This window comes from Jingyaoa shaoxingensis, assembly GCF_014385005.1.
Classification (GTDB): domain Bacteria; phylum Bacillota; class Clostridia; order Lachnospirales; family Lachnospiraceae; genus Marvinbryantia; species Marvinbryantia shaoxingensis.
The window spans coordinates 23,635-48,322 of sequence record NZ_JACRSZ010000017.1 but is presented as its reverse complement, the minus strand read 5'-3'; the positions used below and the strand labels follow the sequence as shown (position 1 = coordinate 48,322).

Annotated in this window: 25 protein-coding genes, 1 tRNA gene, 1 pseudogene and 1 riboswitch; of the genes and pseudogenes, 6 read left to right on the top strand and 21 right to left on the bottom strand. The window is 43.5% G+C overall.

Translation table 11 applies throughout. The annotated features are described in order from the left end of the window. Positions 1-83: 83 nt before the first annotated feature. The 15 genes from greA to H8716_RS14290 all read right to left on the bottom strand — a co-directional run bounded on the left by greA (position 84) and on the right by H8716_RS14290 (position 15,255). The gene (gene greA / locus H8716_RS14360; protein WP_249309726.1) at positions 84-566 is read right to left on the bottom strand and encodes a transcription elongation factor GreA; all 483 of its coding nucleotides are present in this window, start codon (positions 564-566) and stop codon (positions 84-86) included. Between the two features lie 342 nt (positions 567-908). Further along, entirely contained in the window at positions 909-1,886 is a 978-nt protein-coding gene (gene dusB, locus H8716_RS14355; protein ID WP_249309725.1) for a tRNA dihydrouridine synthase DusB, read from the bottom strand. 3 nt (positions 1,887-1,889) lie between these two features. Then, positions 1,890-2,249, bottom strand: coding sequence for a DUF6145 family protein (locus tag H8716_RS14350; protein WP_249309724.1), 360 nt, complete (start codon positions 2,247-2,249; stop codon positions 1,890-1,892). 11 nt (positions 2,250-2,260) lie between these two features. Next, the gene (locus H8716_RS14345) at positions 2,261-3,241 is read right to left on the bottom strand and encodes a biotin--[acetyl-CoA-carboxylase] ligase (RefSeq protein WP_249309723.1); all 981 of its coding nucleotides are present in this window, start codon (positions 3,239-3,241) and stop codon (positions 2,261-2,263) included. 5 nt (positions 3,242-3,246) lie between these two features. Next, the gene (argF, locus tag H8716_RS14340; RefSeq protein ID WP_249309722.1) at positions 3,247-4,239 is read right to left on the bottom strand and encodes an ornithine carbamoyltransferase; all 993 of its coding nucleotides are present in this window, start codon (positions 4,237-4,239) and stop codon (positions 3,247-3,249) included. A gap of 88 nt (positions 4,240-4,327) precedes the next feature. Then, a complete protein-coding gene (locus tag H8716_RS14335) occupies positions 4,328-5,245 on the bottom strand; it encodes an SPFH domain-containing protein (protein ID WP_249309721.1) in 918 nt (305 codons plus the stop codon). 1 nt (position 5,246) lies between these two features. Further along, positions 5,247-5,696 (bottom strand): NfeD family protein, encoded by a 450-nt coding sequence (locus tag H8716_RS14330; RefSeq protein WP_249309720.1) that lies wholly within the window; start codon positions 5,694-5,696, stop codon positions 5,247-5,249. Between the two features lie 118 nt (positions 5,697-5,814). After that, positions 5,815-7,293, bottom strand: coding sequence for a cell wall hydrolase (locus H8716_RS14325; RefSeq protein WP_249309719.1), 1,479 nt, complete (start codon positions 7,291-7,293; stop codon positions 5,815-5,817). A gap of 223 nt (positions 7,294-7,516) precedes the next feature. Beyond that, the gene (locus tag H8716_RS14320) at positions 7,517-8,290 is read right to left on the bottom strand and encodes a TrmH family RNA methyltransferase (RefSeq protein WP_249309718.1); all 774 of its coding nucleotides are present in this window, start codon (positions 8,288-8,290) and stop codon (positions 7,517-7,519) included. 32 nt (positions 8,291-8,322) lie between these two features. Then, positions 8,323-9,297, bottom strand: a complete 975-nt coding sequence (gene pfkA, locus H8716_RS14315) for a 6-phosphofructokinase (protein WP_249309717.1) — start codon at positions 9,295-9,297, stop codon at positions 8,323-8,325. A gap of 70 nt (positions 9,298-9,367) precedes the next feature. After that, entirely contained in the window at positions 9,368-12,820 is a 3,453-nt protein-coding gene (locus H8716_RS14310; protein ID WP_249309716.1) for a DNA polymerase III subunit alpha, read from the bottom strand. Positions 12,821-12,957: 137 nt separating this feature from the next. Continuing rightward, positions 12,958-13,191 (bottom strand): polya polymerase, encoded by a 234-nt coding sequence (locus tag H8716_RS14305; RefSeq protein WP_249309715.1) that lies wholly within the window; start codon positions 13,189-13,191, stop codon positions 12,958-12,960. Positions 13,192-13,442: 251 nt separating this feature from the next. Further along, positions 13,443-14,279, bottom strand: a complete 837-nt coding sequence (locus H8716_RS14300) for a CvfB family protein (protein WP_249309714.1) — start codon at positions 14,277-14,279, stop codon at positions 13,443-13,445. A 61-nt stretch (positions 14,280-14,340) separates the two neighbouring features. Continuing rightward, entirely contained in the window at positions 14,341-15,045 is a 705-nt protein-coding gene (locus tag H8716_RS14295; protein WP_249309713.1) for an acyl-[acyl-carrier-protein] thioesterase, read from the bottom strand. A 138-nt stretch (positions 15,046-15,183) separates the two neighbouring features. Then, a tRNA-Gln gene (locus H8716_RS14290) sits at positions 15,184-15,255 on the bottom strand. A 190-nt stretch (positions 15,256-15,445) separates the two neighbouring features. Then, a riboswitch (THF riboswitch) is annotated at positions 15,446-15,542 on the top strand. A gap of 148 nt (positions 15,543-15,690) precedes the next feature. Here H8716_RS14290 and folE point away from each other — a divergent pair. The 4 genes from folE to folK are packed head-to-tail and all read left to right on the top strand — an operon-like array spanning position 15,691 to position 18,395. Beyond that, positions 15,691-16,248, top strand: a complete 558-nt coding sequence (folE, locus tag H8716_RS14285) for a GTP cyclohydrolase I FolE (protein ID WP_249309743.1) — start codon at positions 15,691-15,693, stop codon at positions 16,246-16,248. 6 nt (positions 16,249-16,254) lie between these two features. After that, complete coding sequence (locus H8716_RS14280; RefSeq protein ID WP_249309712.1) at positions 16,255-16,737, top strand: HD domain-containing protein; 483 nt, start codon at positions 16,255-16,257, stop codon at positions 16,735-16,737. 18 nt (positions 16,738-16,755) lie between these two features. Then, the gene (gene folP, locus H8716_RS14275; RefSeq protein ID WP_249309711.1) at positions 16,756-17,562 is read left to right on the top strand and encodes a dihydropteroate synthase; all 807 of its coding nucleotides are present in this window, start codon (positions 16,756-16,758) and stop codon (positions 17,560-17,562) included. Positions 17,563-17,576: 14 nt separating this feature from the next. Beyond that, the gene (gene folK, locus H8716_RS14270) at positions 17,577-18,395 is read left to right on the top strand and encodes a 2-amino-4-hydroxy-6-hydroxymethyldihydropteridine diphosphokinase (protein WP_249309710.1); all 819 of its coding nucleotides are present in this window, start codon (positions 17,577-17,579) and stop codon (positions 18,393-18,395) included. Between the two features lie 127 nt (positions 18,396-18,522). Here folK and H8716_RS14265 read toward each other — a convergent pair whose 3' ends face one another. Next, positions 18,523-19,887: an MATE family efflux transporter gene (locus H8716_RS14265; RefSeq protein WP_249309709.1), complete on the bottom strand. Its 1,365-nt coding sequence runs from the start codon at positions 19,885-19,887 to the stop codon at positions 18,523-18,525. A 23-nt stretch (positions 19,888-19,910) separates the two neighbouring features. Continuing rightward, on the bottom strand, positions 19,911-20,324 hold the full coding sequence (locus H8716_RS14260; protein WP_249309708.1) for an SseB family protein: 414 nt from the start codon (positions 20,322-20,324) through the stop codon (positions 19,911-19,913). Between the two features lie 335 nt (positions 20,325-20,659). On the opposite strand from H8716_RS14260, the gene H8716_RS14255 reads away from it, so the two are divergent. Next, positions 20,660-21,118 carry a ferritin-like domain-containing protein gene (locus tag H8716_RS14255; protein WP_249309707.1) on the top strand — a complete coding sequence of 153 codons (459 nt, stop codon included), beginning with the start codon at positions 20,660-20,662 and terminating at the stop codon, positions 21,116-21,118. 178 nt (positions 21,119-21,296) lie between these two features. On the opposite strand, the gene H8716_RS14250 is transcribed toward H8716_RS14255, so the two are convergent. From H8716_RS14250 to H8716_RS14240, 3 genes are all read right to left on the bottom strand, one after another. Further along, on the bottom strand, positions 21,297-21,974 hold the full coding sequence (locus H8716_RS14250; RefSeq protein ID WP_249309706.1) for a DUF6198 family protein: 678 nt from the start codon (positions 21,972-21,974) through the stop codon (positions 21,297-21,299). 69 nt (positions 21,975-22,043) lie between these two features. Further along, on the bottom strand, positions 22,044-22,379 hold the full coding sequence (locus H8716_RS14245) for a helix-turn-helix domain-containing protein (RefSeq protein ID WP_249309705.1): 336 nt from the start codon (positions 22,377-22,379) through the stop codon (positions 22,044-22,046). Positions 22,380-22,530: 151 nt separating this feature from the next. Further along, complete coding sequence (locus H8716_RS14240; RefSeq protein ID WP_249309704.1) at positions 22,531-23,376, bottom strand: 4Fe-4S binding protein; 846 nt, start codon at positions 23,374-23,376, stop codon at positions 22,531-22,533. Positions 23,377-23,520: 144 nt separating this feature from the next. Here H8716_RS14240 and H8716_RS17930 point away from each other — a divergent pair. After that, positions 23,521-23,619, top strand: a pseudogene (locus H8716_RS17930) (Crp/Fnr family transcriptional regulator); the annotation flags it as partial. Positions 23,620-23,883: 264 nt separating this feature from the next. Here H8716_RS17930 and H8716_RS14230 read toward each other — a convergent pair. Beyond that, a complete protein-coding gene (locus tag H8716_RS14230; RefSeq protein WP_249309742.1) occupies positions 23,884-24,684 on the bottom strand; it encodes a helix-turn-helix transcriptional regulator in 801 nt (266 codons plus the stop codon). Positions 24,685-24,688 lie beyond the last annotated feature (4 nt).

Sequence of the window (24,688 nt, the reverse complement as noted above, 5' to 3'; positions counted from 1 at the left end):
ATTCCTGCCTGAATTCCTGTCCACTGTTTTTCTATAACCAGAGAATTTCAAGTCTGCCATTATCGTCTCATTTCTTCCATCTGTTATAAGGATCTTTCAATACCCAAAACTTTGTACTTGATAATACCTACTTGAGTCTCTACTTCAATTTCCTGTCCTACGGATGCGCCGATCAGTGCTTTTCCAACCGGTGACTCATTGGAGATTTTTCCCTGCAGACTGTTAGCTTCTGTAGAGCCTACAATCTTGTATTCAATCTCTTCTTCGAATTCTTCATCGTATAATTTAACAGTGCATCCAACGTTGATCTTGTCAGAATCCACATCATCTTCTACTACGACCTCTGCATTCTTTAAGATTTTCTCAATCTCTTCGATTCTGGCTTCGATATCACGCTGCTCGTCTTTTGCTGCGTCGTACTCTGCATTCTCGGAAAGGTCTCCCTGTTCTCTTGCCTCTTTGATCTTCTGTGAAACTTCCTTACGTCTGTTCAGCTTCAGATCTTCCATCTCGTCTTCCAGTGCCTTCAAACCTGTATAGGTTAATAAATTTTTCTTTGCTTCCATGATATTTTGCACCTCTCAAAATCTAATATTTTTATGCCTTTTGGCTTATAATTTACGTAAGTTTACCTAATCAGTCATAATATTATAATATTCCAGACCGATCATGTCAAGAAAATGTTGATTTTCACCGTTATTTCACGCTTTGCAGGCTGTGATTACAGATTGTGCCTTCCTGCTGCCATTCAAGAATGCCTCGGCATTCTTGCTGCGAGATGCGCGTCATGCAAAGCATGACATATTTCTTTTGCGCATCTCTGCAATCCTGCCGGAGGCTATATCAGATGGGAGATTGACTCCCACCACTGATACTAATTTGCTCCTCGCCACCTAAAGAGGTGGGAGTCATCTCACATCTGGTATACTCTCAAGCATTTCTTCTAACTGCCCTATTGTCTCGATTTCATTTACTCTTCTGCGGATTGCCGCACTGTGTGGATAACCTGCTGTATACCATGCCACGTGCTTACGCATCTCCCGGATTCCGGTATATTCGCCCTTATACTGTAGCTGCAGTCTGGCATGACGCAGAATCATGGATTTTAATTCAGCCACATCTGGTTTCTCCAAAAGCACTCCTGTTTTATCATATTCTAAAAGCTGTCGGAATATCCATGGATTTCCCCGGCTTGCCCGACCTATCATCACACCATCGCATCCGGTCTCTTTCATCATTTTGTGAGCAGTTATGGGATCTGACACATCTCCGTTTCCGATTACCGGTACGCTGACTGCTTCTTTTACCTGACGAATAATCTCCCAGTCAGCTTTTCCCGCATAATATTGCTCTCTGGTGCGTCCATGTACAGCAATTGCTGCCGCTCCGGCATCCTCCAGATATTTTGCCATCTCCACTGCATTCACATGCTTCTCATCAAATCCTTTTCGGATCTTGACTGTCAGGGGCTTCTGGATTGCTCTGGATGTTTTTCTCACAATCTCCGCAGCCAGATGTGGATTCTTCATCAATGCAGATCCTTCTCCGTTATTTACCACCTTCGGCACCGGACATCCCATATTCAGATCCAGAATATCAAAAGGACGTTCCTCGATCTGTGCTGCCATCTCTGCAATCAGATCCGGATCACTGCCAAAGAGCTGCATGGAAACCGGTCGTTCCTGTTCCTCGATCTCCATTAGCTTTTCTGTATTTTTATTATGAAAAGATATTGCTTTTGCACTAACCATCTCCATACAGATCAACCCTGCTCCCATCTCTTTGCATAACAAACGAAAAGGCAGGTCTGTTACACCTGCCATAGGAGCCAATATATAAGGATTTTCCAGTCTGACATTTCCAATCTTTAATTCCTTTGGTTCCATCTGTTACTCCTCATCCATTGCCATAGTGGATGCATCTATCCCCAGAATGGCTACTTTGTAATACAGTTCCAGAGACTCCAGGAGTTCCCCCTTGGTTCTCTGTAATTCCCGGATCTTCAGCACACTTCCGATCTCATCATAGCTGAAGTCGTTCTCTTCTGCCTCTGTATGAAAGCAGAGTTCTCCGTCCTCACTAAACTCCAGTGTCAGCACTCCGCCCACATCATTGGTATAGAGCACACACATAATCTTCAGTTCGTCTTTGATCGCATCCGGCAGTGCCTGGAATTCATCATTTAAATAGTACTTTTCTGTATAAGCACTTGCTCCGCAGAGCACAGTTTTTTCTGATTTCTGATTCATTGTATATCCTCTTAAACGTAGTTATATATTCCTCTGACAGACACTTCTCCGGCATAGACCTTTACGATGCTGCCATCTTCTTTTTCTACCAGGAGCTGTCCCAGTTCATCAATGCCACGGGCGATTCCCGTATATTCATTGCCTGGTTCCAGAACACGCACCTGCTGATTCTGATTCGCCAGAAGCTCCTGATAGTCTTCCTTCAATAATGTCATATCTCCATATTCCATGAAACGGTCATAGAAGTCTTCAAAGGCTTCCATATGAGCACAGATAATGGCTGCCCTGTCTACCTTTTCTCCTTTTTCCAGGATCAGAGACGTTGCAATGTCCTTAATCTCTTCCGGGAATTCTGTCACATTGGCATTGATTCCGGTTCCAATCACAATATAGTGAATAGCTCCAAGTTCCATACTCATCTCTGTCAGCGTTCCTGAGATCTTCCGGCCGTTGATGACCACATCATTTGGCCATTTAATCTTCACATCCAATCCTGTAACTTCTTTTACGCTTTTTGCTACTGCCATACCTGCCACCAGCGTCATCATAGATGCCTTTTCAGGGGCCAGCTTCGGGCGTACCAGTATACTCATGGCAATAGCAGAACCATGTGGTGTCACCCAGCTCCGTCCTCTTCTGCCTTTTCCTCCGGACTGGTAATCCGCTACGGCCAGTGTTCCATGCGGCGCGCCTTCCTCAGCCAGCTTCTTAATATAATCATTGGTAGAGTCAATGCTGTCCAGACAGATCAGATTCTGTCCTGCCCATTTGGTGTGCATACGACTCTCCAGTTCGATTTTGGAAATGCTCTCCGGATACCCGCAAAGGCGGTACCCTTTATTCTGTACCGCCTCAATCTGATATCCTTCATTTTTTAATTGATTGATACCCTTCCAGACTGCAGTCCTGCTGACACCAAACCGTTCGCAGAGCTCCTGTCCGGATATATAGCCTTCCGTATTACGGAGGACACTGAGAATTTCACTCTTCATACTTCCTACTGTTCTCCCAACGTTGCTACCATAACTGCCTTGATAGTATGCATTCTGTTCTCTGCCTCATCAAATACCTTAGACTGCGCAGATTCAAATACCTCATCTGTGACTTCCATTTCAGTCAGTCCGTATTTTTCTCCCATCTGCTTGCCAATCTTGGTCTTCAGATCATGGAATGCTGGCAGGCAGTGGAGGAAGATTGCTTTCTCTCCTGCATTTTCCATGACCTCTTTTGTTACTCTGTATGGGGAAAGATCCTTGATACGCTTCTCCCATACTTCATCCGGCTCACCCATAGATACCCAAACATCGGTGTAGATCACATCTGCATCTCTGGTTCCTGTCTTCACATCATCGGTCAGTGTAATGGTTGCTCCGGATTCTTTTGCATATCCTTTGCATGTCTCTACCAGCTCTTCATTTGGGAAGTATTCTTTTGTAGTGCATGCAACAAAATGAAGTCCCAGTTTTGCGCAGACGATCATCAGGGAATTACCCATATTGTATCTGGCATCTCCCATGTATACCAGCTTTCTTCCTTTCAGATCTCCAAAATGCTCCCGAATGGTCAGCATATCTGCCAGCATCTGAGTCGGATGATATTCATTGGTCAATCCATTCCATACCGGAACACCGGCATATTTTGCCAGTTCTTCCACAATCTCCTGACCATATCCACGGTATTCAATCCCTTCAAACATTCTGCCAAGTACGCGTGCTGTATCGGCAATACTTTCCTTTTTACCAATCTGTGATCCGGTCGGATCCAGATAAGTGCAGCCCATTCCAAGATCGTGAGCTGCCACTTCAAATGCACAGCGAGTACGGGTACTGGTCTTTTCAAAAATCAGTGCCACATTCTTTCCTCTATAATGATCTACCGGAATGCCCTTCTTCTTCTTATTCTTCAGATCTGCTGCCAGATCCAGCATATATGTGATCTCTTCCGGTGTAAAGTCTTTCAGTGTTAAAAAATTACGTCCTTTTAAATTCATCCTCTTAAACCTTCTGTCTTATATTTTTGTATCTGTTCAGTACCTTCACAGATACGAAGCCAAAATTCAATAAAATCTCCTTATTTTCTTATGCTTCTTTGGCTACCTCTACTGCTGCTTTGATACTTCCTGCCAGATTCTGCATCTCTGACGGAATGATAATCTTGGTTGCCTGACCGTCTGCAATCTTCGCCATTGCTTCAAAGCTCTTCAGTGTCAGTACGCTCTCATCTGCACCTGCTTCCTTCAGGAAACGGATACCGTCTGCGTTGGCCTGCTGAACCTTCAGAATTGCCTCTGCCTCACCTTCTGCCTCACGGATCATCTTTTCCTTTTCTGCTTCGGCTTTCAGAATGGCCGATTCCTTTGCTGCCTGTGCATCCAGAATCATGGCTTCTTTTTTACCTTCAGCTACCAGAATGGCTGACTTCTTCTCACCTTCTGCCACCAGAATCGTCTCACGTCTTTCACGCTCTGCCTTCATCTGCTTTTCCATTGCTTCCTGAATAGCTGCAGGAGGAATGATATTCTTCAGTTCCACACGGTTCACCTTGATGCCCCATGGATCTGTGGCTACATCCAGGGATGCTCTCATCTTCGTATTGATTGTCTCTCTGGAAGTCAGTGTCTCATCCAGTTCCAGGTCACCAATAATATTTCTTAATGTGGTAGCCGTCAGGTTCTCAATTGCCATGATTGGATTTTCCACGCCATATGTGTATAACTTCGGATCTGTGATCTGGAAAAATACTACTGTATCAATCTGCATGGTAACATTATCTTTAGTGATCACCGGCTGTGGCGGGAAATCCACTACCTGTTCCTTTAAAACCACTTTCTTTGCTACGCGGTCCAGAATCGGCACTTTAAAATGCAGTCCCACATTCCAGGTTGCCCTGTATCCACCCAGACGCTCTACTACCATTGCCTGTGCCTGCGGTACAATACGAATATTTCTTGACAGTAATAATAATATAACAATAAGAATAATAATTGCAATGCTCATATCAGTTGTTCTCCTTTTCTTTTACAATTAATTTTACCCCTTCAATAGCACATACTTCTATGATCTTATCTTTTGCAATTTTCTGTTCCTGATTCTGAGATCTGGCTGTCCATTCCATCCCTCTGACCTGAACCCTGCCGGATGCCCTGAGATTGTCAATCTCCTCCAGGACTACGCCTTCCATTCCGATCAGCTCATCCACATTGGTAGAAACATGCCCTTTGTTCACATATTTTACCGCAAATGGTCTTGTAAAAAACAGCAATAAAAACGAAACTGCAACAAACGCCATCATCTGTGGCCAGAAATCCAGTCCGCAGACATTGGCAATCAGCCCTGCAAGAGCTCCTCCCGCAAACCAGATTGTGGTTAGCCCCATCGTCAGCAGTTCTATTACCAGCAACAGAATAAACAAGATCATCCAGTGCACCGGTAACATAACAAAATCCATTTTGCTCCTCCTTTCCCGTCCGGCTTTTCATGTTTTCCTATTATATCATAACATATAAAAAAATACCACACCTGACACATAAGTATCAGATATGGTATCTTAATATTCTTCTTATATTTTAGTAGAACTGATGTGCACCAATCTGAGTTCCTTTTCCGGACCCGGTATTGAAGTAAAGTGCTCCGCCAACAGTTCCCTGTCCATTCATAGCAGCCTGTGCTGCTTCGTAACAGTCGCTTGGCGCACTTCCAATCACACTGTCCAGCCATCCACTGGATGCCGGTGTAAACTGTCCACTTTCATAAATAACATCATGAATACTATTCGCAAAAGATGAACTTGCCACACGGTTCATAACAACCTGTCCTACTGCAATTTTACCTTCCATAGACTGGTTGCCTGCTTCACAGTAGATCAGTGCTGCCAGCAGATCCAGATCACTGCTGCTTGCGCTTACCGTACTTTCCGTACTCTCTGTGCTCTCAGTTTCTTCTACATACTCCGTCTCTGGGACGTATTCGGTTTCTGCCACATAATCTGTTTCTGGGACATATTCGGTTTCTGCCACATAATCTGTTTCTGGGACATATTCGGTTTCTGCCACATAGTCCGTCTCTGGAACATATTCGGTCTCTGCCACATAGTCCGTCTCTGGAACATATTCGGTCTCTGCCACATAGTCCGTCTCTGGAACATATTCGGTCTCTGCCACATAGTCCGTCTCTGGAACATATTCGGTCTCTGCCACATAGTCCGTCTCTGGAACATATTCGGTCTCTGCCACATAGTCCGTCTCTGGAACATATTCGGTCTCTGCCACATAGTCCGTCTCTGGAACATATTCGGTCTCTGCCACATAGTCCGTCTCTGGGATGTACTCTGTTTCTGCCACATAGTCCGTCTCTGGAGCGTACTCGGTTTCTGCCACATAATCCGTTTCTGGGACGTACTCGGTTTCTGCCACATAGGTATCCTCAGCCTGCTCTATGTAAGTATCATTCTGTGGCGCTACAGTATATGTAGTCGTTGCCGGCTGTGCTGTGCTGTCATCTACTGACACTGCACCATCAACTACCATGGTCGTCTCCACATCTTCTGCTGCCACATATGCCGTCTCGCCATTATCCAGCTGAATCTCTACCCAGTCATTTGTGCTTCCCAGTACCTCGTATCCTTCTCCCTCATTCATCGTTCCGATAATAGAAGATGTATCTTCATGATCTGAGAAAATCTTTACATTATCCCAGGAAGCAACTGCCCCCTGTACTCCGTATACAGACTTCAGTTCATCTGCCCTGTCATCAAATGCAAGATACTCTGTTCGTACATAACCTGTCTTGTCTCCAACCTCTACCTTCGTCCAGTCAGCATCCATACTCTTTACCATCACACCGCCGGCACTTGGTACATATCCAATCACAGCACTGCTGTCATCTGCGCTTGCACGAATCAGTAATTCGCTGCTTACATTGGCAACTGCCACGTTCTTTCCACCACATCTGCTGCTTTCTGCTGCCATAACGGTAGAGGAAGACAGCACAGAAAGTGTCAGGACTGAGACAGTACTACAAATTGCTGCTTTTGTTCTGTTTTTCATTACATAACCTCCGTATATGCGCCTGTAATCACCACGTGAAAGCCTTTTTGCAACTCCCTTTTTTATGACTCTCTGTAAGTTTTTACATTTCTCAGCGCATATTATTACAAATTTGTTAAGAATTTTTACAGTCCTATTGTACGATAGTTAACTTTCTTTGTCAACCCCCTAAAAACTGTCATAAAAATCCCCGTCTTACCAATTTGAGTAAGACGGGTTCTGATCAATCTCGCTGTCTTTTTACTTCATACATTAATACTGCTGCTGCTATGGCTGCATTCAGAGACTCTACCTGACCTTCCATTGGAATTCTGATATACGTGTCTGCCAGTGCCGCCAGTTCATCTGTCAGTCCATTTCCTTCATTGCCGATCAGAAATGCACATCCACTTCTGTAATCCTCAAGGTAGTATGCATGTTTGCCTTTTAAGTGCGCTGCATAAACGGAGACGTTTTTTTCCTTTATTCTCTCAACCACACCCTTCAGATCCTTCTCATAGAAGAAAGGCATACGGTACAGAGATCCCATGGTTGAACGCACCGTCTTGGGATTATAAATGTCCACGGTATCCGAACTCATAATGATACCATCCACTCCCGCTCCCTCTGCTGTGCGGAAAATTGTACCCAGATTGCCCGGATCCTGAAGATTCTCCAGAATCATCAGAAACGGAAATTCTTTCTTTAAGATCTCTTCCAGTGTATATTCCTTCTGCCGCACAACACAGAGTATTCCCTGAGGCGTCTGTGTGTCAGAAACTGCTGCAAACACTTTGTCCGTCATGACTTCATAATGAATGCCCTTCAGAGCTTCGTGATTTTCCTGTTTTTCCAGAAAACTTTCTGATACATAAGTCTGCACCAGTTGTTCTTTTGGCACCTCACGGAACATACGAATGCCTTCCACCACAAAAGTCTGTGTTTCCCGACGGACTTTCGCCTTCTTTATCAATTGTATCAGATTCCTGACCTGCTTATTTGCTGTACTTTCTATCATATTATGACTTATCTGCAATTGTCACCTGTCTGCTATACCGATAACGCTCTTGCTACCTCCCACATGTATTCCGGCAGATCCTTCTGCATAGCCAGTGCCTCGTCAATGTCAAAATCTGTAAAATCGCCATGACGGTATCCGACCACACGATTGCTCTTGCCTGCACACAGAAGGTCTACTGCATAGGCTCCCATCATAGATGCATATACACGATCCTTACAGGTTGGGCTTCCTCCACGCTGCATGTGACCAAGAATGGTTGCTCTTGTCTCCACACCGGTTGCTGCCTGGATACGTCTTGCCATAGAGGTGGAATGTCCGATACCTTCTGCATTAATAATGATATGGTGCTTCTTGCCACGCTTTCTGTTACGGATAATGTTATTGATCAGTTCCTGTTCATCATAATTATAACGTTCCGGAACCAGAATATCTTCCGCTCCATTGGCAATACCACAATATAATGCAATATAACCTGCATGTCTTCCCATTACCTCTATAATACTGCACCGTTCATGAGAAGTAGAGGTATCACGAACTTTATCGATGGCTTCCATTGCCGTATTGATTGCTGTATCAAATCCGATGGTATACTCGGTACACGCAATATCCAGATCAATGGTACCCGGAACACCAATGGTATTTATCCCCAATGCCGCCAGCTTCTGCGCTCCCGCAAAAGAGCCATCACCTCCGATAACTACCAGACCGTCAATACCGTGCTTCTTGCAGATCTCAGCACCCAGTTTCTGACCTTCTTCTGTGCGGAATTCTGCACATCTTGCAGTTCCCAGAATGGTACCACCGCGGGCAATTGTATCTGACACATCCCTTGCTGTCATATCCCTGATCTCTTCATTTAACAGACCGCTGTATCCACGGTAGATACCCTTTACTTTTTTGCCATTGTAGATTGCCTTTCTGACTACCGCACGGATGGCAGCATTCATTCCGGATGCATCTCCGCCGCTGGTCAGCACACCAATTGTTTTGATTTCTTTTTCCATGGTATCTCCTCCTCAAAAGGCTTTGCTGTTTTCACATTTTTCTATAGTGTAATTCATTTCATTTGCATTTTCAAATAGTTTTTACATTTTCTATTCCGAACTTCTCAGCCAGCTTCCGAAGCAGTTCTTCATTGGCATTTACCGTCCAGTTTTCCGAAAGACGCTTTACTGCTTTCGGTGATCTGACATAGATTACCACACGATCTTTTCCGTCAGATTCCCGCAGAATATTATATAGCTGTCTCTCATTTTCCTGATAGGCATTCATATCTGCAAACTGGATCCATACTTCCCGGTTGATATCCTTAAAGTTCTTTATTTTCTCGCAGATCAGCTTACTTGGCTTATCTTCCTCCACCGATACCCGCCCTGTAATAAATACCTTTTCATCTTCCACAAGCTGGTTTTTATTCTTCTCGTAGTCTCTTGGAAATACCACGACTTCTACTGTTCCCAGCAGGTCTTCCAGTGTCAGGAACGCCATAGTCTGATTATTTCTCGTATACTTGATGGTCTTTTCCACAATCATCCCGCCCACAGTAGCCTTGATACCATCGGTGACTCTGGAATGCCCGGTCTCTTCATCCAGCGCAAAGTCAGCCGTCACATTGGTAATATGCTTTTTCCAGATACTTTCGTATTTTTCCAGAGGATGACCGCTGACATAAAAACCAAGCACCTCTTTTTCATAGGCCAGAAGCTGTTCTTTCTCATATTCTTCCACCTCTGGCATGCTGACCTCAAATCCTTTCTTTTCTTCTTCTCCTACAAAATCAAAGAGGGACATCTGACCTGCCATAGAATTCTTCTTCTCCTGATTCACAGAATCCATCAATGGTCCATAGAGCAGCATAAACTGGTGTCTGTTTCCGCCAAGACTGTCAAAGGCTCCGGATTTAATAAAGTTTTCTACCGTTCTCTTATTGATCTCTTTTCCTGACAGACGTTCCATAAAATTCTTCAGGGAAGTATATTTTCCGTTTAGTTTACGTTCTTCCACAATGGCTGCGATCACTGGTTTTCCCACACTCTTGATGGCAGACAGCCCGTATCGAATATTGTTACCATCTACGGTAAAGCCGCTCTCTCCCAGATTTATATCCGGCGGCAGAATCTGGATTCCCATCTGACGGCAGGTCATGTGGTATTCTGCCACTTTTGCCGAGTTATCAATGACTGACGTCATCAGTGCCGCCATGAATTCTACCGGATAATAATACTTCAGATATGCCGTCTGATAAGAAACCACTGCATAGGCTGCTGCATGTGATTTATTAAAAGCATATTTTGCAAAATCAATCATATCATCATAGATTTTATTGGCAACTGCTTCTGAAATTCCATTTTTGATACAGCCCGGAACACCTTCCTCTTTATTACCATATACAAAATTCTGCCGTTCCTTCTCCATGACTGCCGCTTTTTTCTTAGACATGGCACGTCGGAGAAGATCGCTTCGTCCCAGTGTATATCCACCCAGGTCACGTACGATCTGCATAACCTGTTCCTGATAAACGATACATCCGTAGGTGGCTTCCAGAATCGGCTTTAGCTGCGGACAGTCATAGGTAATGCTCTCTGCATTGTTCTTTCCTTTAATATATTGTGGAATAAAATCCATTGGCCCCGGACGATACAGAGCAATCCCCGCAATGATATCTTCCAGGCTCTCCGGCTTCAGTTCTTTCATGAAATTCTTCATGCCCGCACTTTCCAGCTGGAACACGCCATCTGTCTTTCCTGTACTTAAGGATGCCAGAACCTTGGGATCATTATAATCAATGTGATCCATATCTAACACCATTCCGACATTCTGCTCTACAAATTTTACTGCGTTCTGAATCACGGTCAGGGTTCGAAGTCCCAGAAAGTCCATCTTCAGAAGTCCCAGTTCCTCCAGTGTGGTCATGGTAAACTGAGTAACCGGCGAGCCATCAGATCCCAGGGCCAGAGGCACATATTCATCTGCTGCCTTCTGACAGATGACAACTCCTGCCGCATGCATAGAGGTATGTCTTGGCAGACCTTCCAGCCTTCTGGACATATCAATCAACCGCCGCATCTGCGCATCTTCCTCATATAGCTTTTTCAGATCCGGATTCATTTTTAAGGCTTTGTCTATGGTGATATTCAGTTCCTGCGGTATCATCTTTGCCACATTGTCCACTATCGCATAAGGGATATCCATGACACGTCCCACATCACGGATGACGCCACGGGCTGCAAGCGTACCAAAGGTAACGATCTGAACAACTTTTTCCTTGCCATACTTACGCACCACATAATCAATGACTTCCTGTCTTCTTTCAAAACAGAAATCCACGTCAATATCCGGCATGGATACTCGCTCCGGATTCAGGAATCGTTCAAACAGCAGATTATACTTAATCGGGTCCAGCTTCGTGATTCCCAGTGTATAGGAAACCAGGCTTCCAGCAGCTGATCCACGTCCCGGTCCCACCATAATGTCATGCTCTCTGGCGTAATGAATAAAGTCCCACACAATCAGGAAATAATCAACATAACCCATTTTCTGAATAATGCCAAGTTCGTAATTCAGGCGTTCTTTTAATTCTTCTGCCTGCTGTTCCTCATACCGTTCTGCAAGGCCGTCAAAACATAGTTTATTCAGATATTCCCATGAGGTATAGCCTTCCGGAACATCAAACTTTGGCAGCTTGGTCACGCCAAATTCGATCTCCACATGGCAACGGTCTGCGATCTTCTGGGTATTTTCCAGTGCCTGTAGTGCATATGGGAAAAGCTGTGCCATTTCTTCCGGTGACTTCACATAATACTGACCGCCTTCGTAGCGCATACGTTCTTCATCATCCAGCTTCTTGCCAGTCTGGATACACAGCAGAATATCATGGGAATCCGCATCCTCTGCGTAAGTGTAGTGCACATCATTAGTAGCCACCAGTTCAATGCCTGTCTCTCTACTCATCCGAAGCAACTGCTGATTCACCAGTTTCTGCTCTGGTATCCCATGATCCTGCAATTCAAGAAAATAATTACCCTTTCCAAATATCTGCTCATGCTCCAGCGCTGCTTTCTTCGCCTCTTCATACATGCCCCTTGCCAGATACTTCTGCACTTCTCCAGCCAGGCAGGCACTCAAAGCAATGATCCCCTCATGGTACTCTTCCAAAACGGAGCGATCCACACGTGGCTTATAATAATACCCTTCCGTATAGCCCTTGGACACGATCTTCATCAGATTGCTGTAGCCTTTGTTATTCTCTGCCAGAAGAACCAGATGATAATACCGGTCATCCCCGCTGGACTTTTCCCTGTCAAAACGTGATCCAGGTGCCACATATACTTCACATCCCAGGATCGGATTAATTCCCTCTGCCCGTGCTGCACGGTAAAAATCAATCACACCGAACATCACTCCATGGTCTGTAATTGCCGCACTGTTCATTCCCAGTTCTTTGACCCGGCTTACATATTCTTTAATTTTATTGGAGCCGTCCAGAAGACTGTACTCCGTATGCACATGCAAATGTGTAAAATTCAAAATTGAAACCTCATTTCTATTTATATGAAAAAAGACCGTTGTAAAATGTCTTTTTTTAGTATAACATCTTACAACGGTCTTTGACAGTCTAAAAATTATATATTATGATTCAGGCTTTTGACTCTGTTATCATTAAATTAACCATTGATCATGAAATTGATCAGTTTATCTACATCTTCTTTTTCGTAAGCAAGAACTTCCAGTTCCGGAATCTCACCGTTGGAGAAAATGTTTGCCAGAGAAACATACTGACACAGCTTAGACTTCAGATTCAGTCTGTCACCTTCGCCTGTTACTAATTCTACTTTTCCTTTACAGCTATCTACTACCTCAAAAAACTTATTTATATCTGTGATATTCTGTACTTTCATTTTATACTCCTTTCACCGCATCTTCTCTTGCGGTCTGCCTCTAAACTCTTTCTTCGCTACACCCATACTATATGCGATTTTGCCAGAAATTACAAGCGGTTTTCTCGCTTTCTCCCTTATGACTATTAGTTTAGATTCTATACTTCGTTTATTTTATAACAATTGTCTCATTCTCCGGTGCTGCTTTCCCCGTCTGTCGTGCAAAATCTACACAGGGACGCTACAGCTTCGACTTCAGAACGTATCAGTCTTTATTTTACTTTTCGGATTACCCGTTCTGTAATCTCGATTCTGCCCTCTTTTAACAGATGTCCCACTGCACGCTTGAATGCGTTTTTGCTCAGTCCCATCTCTCTTTTGATCACTTCCGGTGATGCTTTGTCTGTAAATGGCAGAACACCTGAGAATTCCTCGATTGCCATCATAACTGCCTCTGCATCTTCATCAATCTGAAGATATGCTTTTTCTCTTGCCGACAGATCCAGCTTGCCATCTTCCTTCACTCCTGTCACTCTGGCAGTGATCTGATCGCCAATCGTATAATGTCTTGCAGCCTCTTTCTGCGGAATTAGTGCAGAATAACGGTTATCGACTGCTACGAATACACCAAACCGTTCACTGATCTGATAGATGGTTCCTGTTACATGATCATCTTTCTTATAAGGAGAATCCTTCTCCAGATATTCATAGACATTCATCGTCGCACAGAGACGGTCGCTCTTATCAATATACAGGGCTACCAGCCAGTCTTCTCCTTCCCGTACCTTCCGGGTCTGCTGCTTAAATGGAAGCAAAATGTCTTTTTCCAGTCCCCAGTCCAGAAATGCTCCGATCTTTGCTACTTCTTTTACTCTCAGGATTCCCACCTGTCCCAGTTCCAGCTTCGGCTGTCTGGTAGTTGCAATCAGGCGGTCCCTGGAATCCTTATACAAGAAAACATCCAGTTCATCGCCGATGACTGCATTTTCCGGAACTTCCTTACGAGGAAGAAGGACACGTTCTTCCACGTTGTCTCCTTCTGCCAGATATACACCAAAATCTGTTCTCTTAACAATATTCAGTTTCTGTCTTTTTCCTAATTCTAACATTACTTCACCTAATCTGTCTTTCCGTTATTATTTCTCTGTTCCCTGTTCCGTCTGCCTGCTCTCAGGCAAATTCCACAATAGCATAGGATCTGCCATCTTCACCGCGCAGATCTACTGTCACACTGTTTTCCATCCGGCACACTACCGGGCAGATCATGTCTCCCAGCACCGCCTGATTTTTATATTCTACTCTCACTCTGGCCAGCTTCCATTCCTTTGGAAGATACTCCTGCGCCATATCGATATACTGTGCGTTATTTACATGATGATTGGTATCCAGATGATGACGGCATACCTTAAATGCCTCTTCTGTTACACCACCTTCCGGAACTTTGATCTTCCTTGACATACGTTCCATCTCCAGTGCCGGTTCCATTGGGTAGCGTTCCTGTACCTCTCTGTCCACTCTCACCGGATGCCCTGTCTGCAGATCCACATAGATCCAAAGAGAATTGGCACAGGCAATACTACTGCCTTTTGCATCCAGCATACGGTAATTACGTTCTCCCTGGAAGCCTTTAAAAGTATGCGCCCAGGTCTGTGCGGTCACCTCTTCTCCCAGAACAGGAAGCCTTTTAATCTCGATCTGCCAGTACGCCAGCACCCACACTTTTCCTTTGGCGTACATGTCATCGACGCCGTTTCCCAGTGTCTCTGACTGAAACGTACTGCAATCCTGAAAATAATTGATCAACCCCGGCAGGGTAAGTCTCTTATCTTCTCCTATTTCACTGTATCTGATACGGCTCTGAAACTGATATGGCATATAAATCTCCTGTTTCGATTACGATATTAAAGTCAAAAGATGCCTGCTGGCATCTTGGATTATAACAAAAATAAAACTTCCTGCAAAGTAATTTTTTGCAAAAAATAAAGAGATATCCAAATGAATATCTCTTAAAAGCTGGGCTACAAGGATTCGAACCTTGAAATGACGGAGTCAGAGTCCGTTGCCTTACCATTTGGCGATAGCCCAATGTCACAACACAATGTATTCTATACTAATCCTTTAAAAAATGCAAGTACTTTTTAAAATTTTTTTCATTTTTTTCATTTCCATCTATTTTTATATTGCTTATCTATACTAATAATGCTATAATTCAGGCATCTAGTAAATATTACATAGAAGCAATTATGCAATCATCATACCGAACTGATTGCTATTATGCAAAATAGGTTTTCATGCGTCAAGTGTTCTGTGGATGGGGAGTTGCCACGGAAACGAAAAGCTCGTCTTACGATATGAATTCCGCACCCGTTGCAACATACAGATGCTATACATCTTGATTGTGAAGGGATAGTAACTTGTCGTAACATATATTCCCATCAGGATGTTTTTTTTATGCAATTTTTTCCAGTCTGAACCGGAAGCATCCTGATGAACAAGAATTCAGGAGGTTTACCAATCATTATGATGGATCACGAAAAGATCAAAGAAGGTGTCCGCCTTATGCTGGAGGGCATCGGAGAAGATATTCACAGAGAGGGGCTGCTGGATACCCCGGACCGTATTGCCAGAATGTGCGAACAGATCTACGGGGGACTTTATGAAGATCCGGCCACTCATCTTTCCAAACAATTCCACGCAACCAACAATAATATCGTACTGGAGAAGGATATTACCTTCTATTCCACCTGCGAACACCATTTACTCCCATTCTACGGCAAGGCACATGTTGCCTATATTCCGGATCAGCGTGTTGCAGGCTTAAGCAAGCTTGCCAGAACAGTAGAGGTATTCGCCCGCAGACCTCAGATTCAGGAGAATCTGACTGCACAGATCGCAGATGCACTGGAAGAATACCTGCAGCCAAAGGGAGTCATGGTTATGATCGAAGCAGAACACATGTGCATGACCATGCGCGGTGTTCAGAAGCCTGGAAGCAAGACCGTTACTTCCATTGTACGCGGTACGTTTGCAGAAGATTTTACTCTCCAGCAGACTTTCCTGCAGATGGTAAAGGGTTAAATCAGCATGAAACGTATACAGGCTGTTTATTCCCATCCACTCTATCAGGAGCAGTTTTCACTTCTGACTGATGTGGAAAAAAACCGGATTTTCTGCCGACATACAATGGAACATTTTCTGGATGTTGCCCGACTGATGTATCTGTATAATCTGGAAGAACATGCCGGGCTGGACAAAGAACTGATTTATGCAGCTGCTCTTCTGCATGATATCGGCCGATATGAGCAGATTGCCCATGGTACGCCCCATGATATTGCCAGTGCACAGATGGCACAGCTGATCTTAGCTGAGACCGGATTTGCAGATACGGAAATTCACCAGATACAGGATGCCATTTTGCACCACCGTGGCAATGAGGCAACGGGAGCGACACCGCTCGCCCTTTATCTGTACCGTGCCGACAAGCAGTCCCGCAATTGCTTCTGCTGCCCTGCAAGTTTAGAATGTAACTGGCCGGAATCTAAGAAAAATCTGGAAATTGACTACTAAAACAAAGGAGTTCCTATTATGAAAATCGGAAATCATGAATTTGATACCAAAAACGAAACTTATATTATGGGTATTCTGAATGTTACACCGGATTCTTTTTCGGACGGTGGACGTTTCAACCATATGGACGATGCACTGCGCCATGCAGAAGCTATGATTGCTGACGGTGCTGCCATCGTAGACATCGGCGGAGAATCCACCAGACCGGGATATACTTTGCTCTCTGATGAAGAAGAAATTGCCCGTGTTACACCGGTCATCGAAGCAGTCAAGGCACACTTTGATATTCCGGTTTCCATTGATACTTACAAGGGCCACGTAGCAGAAGCTGCGCTCCAGGCCGGTGCCGATCTGGTCAATGATATCTGGGGGTTTAAACATGATTATAAAGTTGCAGAAGTAACTGCCAAATACCAGGCAGCCTGCTGTCTGATGCACAACCGTAACGAAGCAGTCTACGACAATTTCCTTCAGGATATGGTAAAAGACATGGAAGAGTCTGTAGCCATTGCGAGAAAAGCAGGTGTGGCAGATGATAAGATTATGCTGGATCCGGGTGTTGGCTTCGGTAAGACTTATGAAATGAATCTGGAAGCCATCAACCATGTGGATGTACTGCTTCCTCTGGGATTTCCGGTTCTTCTGGGTACTTCCAGAAAATCCGTGATCGGCAACACACTGAACCTTCCGGTCGACCAGCGTGTGGAAGGTACTCTTTCTACTACCGTAATCGGTATGCTGCGCGGATGTGCGTTTGTTCGTGTGCATGATGTGAAGGAAAACAAACGTATCATCGATATGACAAAAGCAATTATCAATGCATAAATGAGGGATGGATCATGGATAAAATTACTATTAAAGATCTGGAGATCTACGCCAATCACGGCGTATTCCCGGAAGAAAATGTACTGGGCCAAAAGTTTCTGGTGACTGCTGTATTACATACCAGCACTCGCCGTGCAGGACTGACCGATGATCTGACTGCTTCCGTACATTACGGCGAAGTCAGTCATCTGATCAAAAAAATCGTAACCGAAAATACCTGGAAATTAGTGGAAAAGATTGCCGAAGAGACTGCATATGCCATATTGACTGCCTATCCGCTGGTTTCTCAGGTAGATCTTACCATCAAAAAGCCATGGGCTCCGGTGGGATTGCCTCTGGATACGGTATCGGTAGAGATCAGCCGTGGATGGCATACTGCTTATATTGCTCTTGGTTCCAATATGGGTGACAAAGAAGCTTATCTTCGCGGTGCCATTGAAGCACTGAATGAGTCACCTGACTGCCAGGTAACTGCGGTTTCTGATTTTCTGATTACCGAGCCTTACGGCGGTGTGGAACAGGATGATTTCTTAAATGGTGCACTGGCACTGCGTACACTCCTGTCCCCAGAAGAACTTCTTGACCGCCTTCATGAGATCGAATGTGCAGCTCACCGGGAGCGGATCATCCACTGGGGGCCAAGAACACTGGATCTGGATATTCTCCTGTACGATGACCTGGTACTGGATACACCGGATCTGCATATTCCACATATCGAACTGCACAAGCGCGACTTTGTACTGATTCCACTGGCAGAGATCGCCCCATGGAAAAGACACCCGCTGATCGGTAAGACCGTAGCGCAGATGCTGGAAGAATTGAATACAAAATAGTTTTATCTGCAAAATTTATGATATGCTTTTGTAACATAAAAGCACGAGGAATCTTAATAACCAGATTTTATCCGGTATTTTCAGTATTCCTCGTGCTCTTTTTTCGTATTCCGATCTTTCTTCTCTTCTATTCTGCCTCAGCCATGCGGTTCCGATGTACTTTCTTCCTTACAAACCAGAAACATACAACCTGCAGAACAATTGTAACTGCCCAGGACCCCGGATAGCAGACAAACAGGAAACGCAGTGTCCTGTGATGTGGAAACGCACCAAAGATCCAGATAATTCTGGTTCCTACGGTTCCGATGACAGACAGGATCATCGGCACTCCGGAATGTCCCATTCCGCGAAGTGCTCCCGGAAACAGATCCATGATTCCGCACAGGAAATATGGCATTACCGTAATGGACATAATCTCCATGGCATGGGTGATGACCTCTGGATTATTGGTGTATACACGCAGAATCTGTGGTCCGAAGAACCAGAAGCAGCTTCCCATCACAGCAGCTACTGCAACTGACAATATCATACAGTTCCGCAACACCTTGTCCATTCTTTTATAATTTCCCACGCTGTAATTCTGACTGGTAAAGCTCATACACGCCTGTGTCACAGCATTAACCGATACATATATGAATCCCATCAGGTTATCCGCTGCCGTATAACCTGCCATAGATACAGAACCAAAGGAATTCACTGAGGACTGTAACAGTACATTGGAAAAATTAATGACAATACTCTGAATTCCCGCCGGTATTCCCACCTGGAAAATCTGTTTCAGGTAATAGCTCTTTATCTTCAGTCTGGAGAACCGGAGCTGATAACAGCCTTCTGTATGATGCAGACAGCGTAATACCAGCGTACAGGACAGTATCTGAGAAATCACTGTCGCAATAGCTACTCCCTCCACACTCATATGAAAAACAATAACAAAAGTCATGTTTAACAATGCATTGGTTATACCTGACACAATCAAAAACAGCAACGGTCTTTTGGTATCTCCCACTGCTCGCAGGATTGCCGCTCCATAGTTATACATCATGAAAAACGGCATTCCCAGAAAATAGATCCGCATATACAGTGTGGACTTGTCAATGACATCCTCCGGCGTGCCCATAAGCTCCAGTGCACCTCTTGCAAAAATCTGTCCGATGACTGCCATCACCACCCCGCTGATCAGTGCCAGCATAATTGCCGTATGTACCGTCTCTGACATCTCTTTTTCTTTTCCGGAAGCATAGAACCTTGCCGCCAGTACATTGGCTCCAAGTGACACCCCTATAAAAAGATTGGTAAATGTATTGATCAGTGCCGTGGTAGATCCCACAGCCGCCAGTGCCTGGCTTCCACTGAATCTCCCTACCACAATGACGTCCACTGCATTAAACATCAACTGCAAAATGCTGGACAACATCAATGGCAGTGCAAAAGAAATCAACTTATCCATAATGGTACCATGGCACATATCAATTTCGTATTTATTCTGTTTCATGTTTTCCCCTCTTATCCACAAATTTATCTGTTTTCCCCAAGTACGATGTGAATAAGGCTCTTACTGAGCATCATCGTACAGTCCCAAGGATTCAAAATCAGTCCCTCTATTTCTTCTGTCTGCAGTGTCATCTGGAACAATTTTTCGATCTCTGCCGTAAATGCTGACATCACCGCATTGCTTCCCTTCATCTGTTCCTCAAACCCGGTAAACGCTGCAAACCACCGTTTTCCATCTGCTGTCTGTATGGTCTGGACCTGCAGGCTCTCCATTGCTCCTGCCGGATCCACTGCCACAATCAAATGTCCATTCTCTTTCATTCTTCTTCTGACCACCGTCAGGGCATGAGCCAGCATCTCCTGCGTTGGCTCATTTTGAAGCCCCCGAATGGCTTCTTCTATCTTCTCATTCCCCTGTAAAACCTGATCTTTCTCCATATTCCTCTCCTTGTATCCATCTGCCTGAACTGTTCTGCCACCTGACAGTTACCGTCTATTTATTATAACAGTAAACATAAATGAATCCAGTCCCAAAATATATTTTCTTTAAACTTTCTGTGCATTGCAAAATATGCTGTCAGCACAAAAGTAAGCTGTTTCCTTTTTTTGCGAATATAACCTTGATTTTCGATGCATACTAGTACAGCATACAAAAATTAACTGGACTAATAACGCAGAATGAATTTTCAGGCAAGTTATGTGGTACAGTTATTTGCAGTATGATGTACTGGCTCCATATGAAACAATAAACTATTTGGAAAGGACGAAATAATATGATTTTAAGTGAAAAAGAACGTGCTGTCATCGAAGATCTGCAGACTCAGGAAAAAAGTTGTGTGGAAAAATACGGGCGTTATGCTCAGCAGGCAAAAGATCCTGAACTGAAAAATCTCTTTCAGATGCTTCAGGAAAAAGAGCGCACTCACTTTTCTTCTCTCGCAGATGTATTAAAGGGACAGGTTCCATCCTGCAACTGTAACGACAGTGACGGACGTAATTACACTCCAAAAGCAACCTACACTGAAATTGCCGTATCTGAGGATAAAATGCAGGATGCTTTTCTTGCCACAGACTGTATTGCTACCGAAAAACTGGTATCCGGGGAATATAACACCGAAGTCTTTGCATTTGGCTCCAGTGATATTCGCAAACTTCTTGCCGATATTCAGGTCGAAGAACAGAATCATGCCGAAATGTTATACAAATACAAAATGGCAAATGGCATGGCTTAACCGATCCTGACACAACGTCTTTTACACGATACTGGGCAGGCTGTCCGATAACATCCGACAGCCTGCCCAGTAGCTTTATTTCGCAATGCTTTTCTCTTTTTTGCACAGAATGATTCTCAGTAATAACAAGATCGGGAATATTACTCCCCCAGTGCCAGCATAAATCATATGTTCTTCATTACATCGCATTTTTCTTCGTCATGAAAGAAACAAATTTCACATGATGATCCATACACTCTCCAATGCTTCCAATCACTTTTCCCATAGTGAATGCCGCAATGACTGTTCCAATCCCAAGACCGTCAATATGCCCGAGAAAAATTCCCGTCAGAAGTCCTGTTACTGCAAGACAGGTCAGATCACAGGTGATCTTCACTCTGGAATACTTCCAGTTTTTAATGGCTGACACTTCTCTTGGAAATAAGTCCGTTGGGATAATCGGGAGCCCGCAGCGATTAGACAATGCCACACCAAAGGCAATCAACAGATAGCCTGCCGCAAAATACAGTACGCGGCACGGTATCGTCATTGGCAGCCATGCCAGTTTCAGTTCATACACATCCAGCATCATACTGAATGCAAATCCAACTACAAAACTAAACAGATAGTTCGGCACAAACTTCTTTCTCATAATCATCAAAGAAAAAATCAGTGTTCCCTGAAAAATATAGGTCCAGGTTCCAAGGGTCAGGTGCGGAAATACCAGGGATAATGCATACGGTACACTGGAGATTGCTGAAATACCCGATCCCGCAAACAACATCAGCACCACACCTAAACTGTTGATCAAAATCACTGCCAGCAGAGAAATCTCCCCTCTGAATACAGGTAACTGTTTTTCTGTTTTCTCTGTCATTTTTTCATACCTCCGTTCTCACAAGGATTTATTGTAGTATGAGGGGTAGGCGGATGCAAGCATTTTCTGCTATTTTTCCCGCAACGCAGTCAGATACCCGATCAAACGGTCCTTTTGTCTGCTATGCAGATCTCGGAAACCTTCTAACAGAAATTCTTCCTCTTTATCTAATGCCAGAATACAATCCATTTTACCATCTTTACTGATATCAGACTCTGACAGCAATTCATACGGTGTCACTTTCAATACTTCACATATTTTCAGGATTTTATCTGCTGACGGGTTCGTCTTCTTCCTTTTCCAGTCACTGATCGTACTCTGTGAAATACCCGTCTGCTCTGAAAATTCCTTCTGGGTTAATTTATTTTTTCCAATTAAATAAAATATTTTTTCGCTGATTAACACAGTTCTACTCCTGTTCTGATTTCATTTTCTTAAATAATCTCTTACCATATTACACTTTATCATATTACTTTTCAATTGCTTCACCAGTTTTTTCCAGGATGCTGCCGGTGGCAAAGATTGAAATCGATTTCGGCAATCCATGATTTTTATCCTAATACAGTGCTTTGGTGGGACAGGCTTTCGTGCATTCGTAGCATAAAATGCACTCCGTCCCATTTTTGCGCTTACGAGATTCTTTGTTGACTTCAACATTCATGGGGCAAACCTGCAGGCATTTGCTGCAATGGACGCATTTATTTTCATTGCAATGGACACGCAAAAGTGAAAAGTAGCTCATTGGCTTAAGAAACACAGTAACCGGGCACAGATATTTACAGAATGCGCGATTATCTTTGAATATAAAAGCTAACATAATACCCGCAATATAGTAAAGTGCGTTTCCTGCAAGGAACATCCAGAACATGATTTTCTCCAGATTTGTGATTTTCATCAAAAACAAGCCAGAAACCATTGTCAGGGATACTGCAAACATCACGTAACGCAGAATGCCCAGCTTTTCCTTTCTGGGCTTTTTCGGCTGTTTGTAAGGCAGAAAATCCAGTACCATAGCCGTCCAACAGGCATAACCACACCATCCCCGCCCAAAAAGCAAAGGACCGAAAATCTTTGCCACCGCATAGTGAATTGTTGCTGCCTCAAAAACACCCTGAAACAAATAATACCAAAAACCTTCAATCTGCATATTTTCACAGGAGATTATCCCAAGGTACAACAACATATAACTTCCAACCGTCAGTTGCACGAAATGCCTGGCATAGTGTTTTCCTGCAGTAAAAAGTGCTGTTCCCAATGCAAGGCAGCCTCCGATGTAGCTGAAATTCAGCAAATAAAACAGATTATCCTTAGCAATCCATAACATAATTGCCACTGTCTCAAATAACAAAAATAACAAAATCGACGACATATATTTTCGAAGTACGCTATTCTTTCTCATCATCCTCATGCTCCTGTGATTTCTTTTTTTCTCAGTGCATCAATTGCAGGACCGACGCTAACACTCCCAGACACATTTCATGTCCAAGAGATTGTTTATTCTGAATCTATATATAATAAAATATAAACGAGCATTGTATCATCTTTCAACGGAAACCTGGATTGTACTGGATTATTACTGGTTAAATCCGGTCAGCTTCGAACTTACATATTTTCAAATGAAGGGCGGGAGATTACACTTTACCAGAAATGTGCCAAAGTACCATCTCAAGAACTGAGTGATTACCTCGTAAAAGAATTGACTAAAAAGGAAAAATAAGAGAAAAGAAAACTTACCGATATTCAGTTTTTTGCGCCCTGCCTTTCTTGTTTCTTTAGAATACACCTTACTCTTTTCATAATAGAATAAAACTCTTTTTTCTACAAATATTTTTATATTATATCATCCACACATGAAATCAAATACATAGCACTGTAAAATCAAAGTAAATATTTCGATCAACAGAACCTTTTATGACAACATCTCTTTCACACAAATACTCCGATAATCACTCGGTGATATTTTATATCTTTCTTTAAATACTCGGTTAAATGTTCTCTGACTTTCAAATCCACTATCCAGACAAATGTTTGTAATAGAATCACTCGTATTTTCCAAACGCTGGCATGCATAGTTCAGCCTTGCATCGTTAAGATATTGATTAAAGTTTCTATGGAATGTTTTGGAAAAGAGTCTGGATAAAACATATTTGCTCACCCCCAGATCTTTTGCCATCTCTTCCAGCGAAAATTTCTTCTTAAAATTTGCTGATATATAGGAAACTGTCTGGTAAATAAGATCGTTGCTCCCCACATTACTCTTTTCTACCAAATTTAACTTTCCTATGCAGCGTGCCAACACAATTTGAAGATATGCCTGTGCAACAGTAATATCCGACTGTTCTGTCTCTAAAATTGCATTTATAACCCTATATACCTCCGGTTCAACCTTTTCCGCTTTGATGATTGGGTATTCAGGAGCCATGGATTGCATGATATCTGCAAATTTGGCTATCGTAAATGGCGATGCAATCAGATAAGTCGCTTTGTTTACACCGGATGTCAGTACCTGATAGTGATGAATAACATCTGGAAATACAAAGCCAATATCTCCTTTTTCCATATGGTATAGTTCCTGTCCGACACCAAGTTCTAATGATCCACTTGTTACACAAACGATCTCCAGTGCATTATGAAGATGTGGTTCAATATGTTTTGACTTCCTATTTATTGCTATAATCTCCTCTTTTGTGTCAACATATTTTAACTGCATGAAA

Bases quoted from the DNA above. Each gene is read 5' to 3' on its own strand.
- H8716_RS14295 (WP_249309713.1), bottom strand. From the start codon at position 15,045: ATGCCATATCAGTTTCAGAGCCGTATCAGATACAGTGAAATAGGAGAA.
- H8716_RS14250 (WP_249309706.1), bottom strand. From the start codon at position 21,974: ATGACAGAGAAAACAGAAAAACAGTTACCTGTATTCAGAGGGGAGATT.
- H8716_RS14305 (WP_249309715.1), bottom strand. From the start codon at position 13,191: ATGAAAGTACAGAATATCACAGATATAAATAAGTTTTTTGAGGTAGTA.
- H8716_RS14265 (WP_249309709.1), bottom strand. From the start codon at position 19,887: ATGAAACAGAATAAATACGAAATTGATATGTGCCATGGTACCATTATG.
- H8716_RS14300 (WP_249309714.1), bottom strand. From the start codon at position 14,279: ATGTTAGAATTAGGAAAAAGACAGAAACTGAATATTGTTAAGAGAACA.
- H8716_RS14280 (WP_249309712.1), top strand. From the start codon at position 16,255: ATGAAACGTATACAGGCTGTTTATTCCCATCCACTCTATCAGGAGCAG.
- pfkA (WP_249309717.1), bottom strand. From the start codon at position 9,297: ATGGAAAAAGAAATCAAAACAATTGGTGTGCTGACCAGCGGCGGAGAT.
- H8716_RS14335 (WP_249309721.1), bottom strand. From the start codon at position 5,245: ATGAGCATTGCAATTATTATTCTTATTGTTATATTATTATTACTGTCA.
- H8716_RS14255 (WP_249309707.1), top strand. From the start codon at position 20,660: ATGATTTTAAGTGAAAAAGAACGTGCTGTCATCGAAGATCTGCAGACT.
- H8716_RS14330 (WP_249309720.1), bottom strand. From the start codon at position 5,696: ATGGATTTTGTTATGTTACCGGTGCACTGGATGATCTTGTTTATTCTG.
- H8716_RS14345 (WP_249309723.1), bottom strand. From the start codon at position 3,241: ATGAAGAGTGAAATTCTCAGTGTCCTCCGTAATACGGAAGGCTATATA.
- folP (WP_249309711.1), top strand. From the start codon at position 16,756: ATGAAAATCGGAAATCATGAATTTGATACCAAAAACGAAACTTATATT.
- H8716_RS14350 (WP_249309724.1), bottom strand. From the start codon at position 2,249: ATGAATCAGAAATCAGAAAAAACTGTGCTCTGCGGAGCAAGTGCTTAT.
- H8716_RS14325 (WP_249309719.1), bottom strand. From the start codon at position 7,293: ATGAAAAACAGAACAAAAGCAGCAATTTGTAGTACTGTCTCAGTCCTG.
- argF (WP_249309722.1), bottom strand. From the start codon at position 4,239: ATGAATTTAAAAGGACGTAATTTTTTAACACTGAAAGACTTTACACCG.
- greA (WP_249309726.1), bottom strand. From the start codon at position 566: ATGGAAGCAAAGAAAAATTTATTAACCTATACAGGTTTGAAGGCACTG.
- folK (WP_249309710.1), top strand. From the start codon at position 17,577: ATGGATAAAATTACTATTAAAGATCTGGAGATCTACGCCAATCACGGC.
- dusB (WP_249309725.1), bottom strand. From the start codon at position 1,886: ATGGAACCAAAGGAATTAAAGATTGGAAATGTCAGACTGGAAAATCCT.
- folE (WP_249309743.1), top strand. From the start codon at position 15,691: ATGATGGATCACGAAAAGATCAAAGAAGGTGTCCGCCTTATGCTGGAG.
- H8716_RS14260 (WP_249309708.1), bottom strand. From the start codon at position 20,324: ATGGAGAAAGATCAGGTTTTACAGGGGAATGAGAAGATAGAAGAAGCC.
- H8716_RS14230 (WP_249309742.1), bottom strand. From the start codon at position 24,684: ATGCAGTTAAAATATGTTGACACAAAAGAGGAGATTATAGCAATAAAT.
- H8716_RS14240 (WP_249309704.1), bottom strand. From the start codon at position 23,376: ATGATGAGAAAGAATAGCGTACTTCGAAAATATATGTCGTCGATTTTG.
- H8716_RS14320 (WP_249309718.1), bottom strand. From the start codon at position 8,290: ATGATAGAAAGTACAGCAAATAAGCAGGTCAGGAATCTGATACAATTG.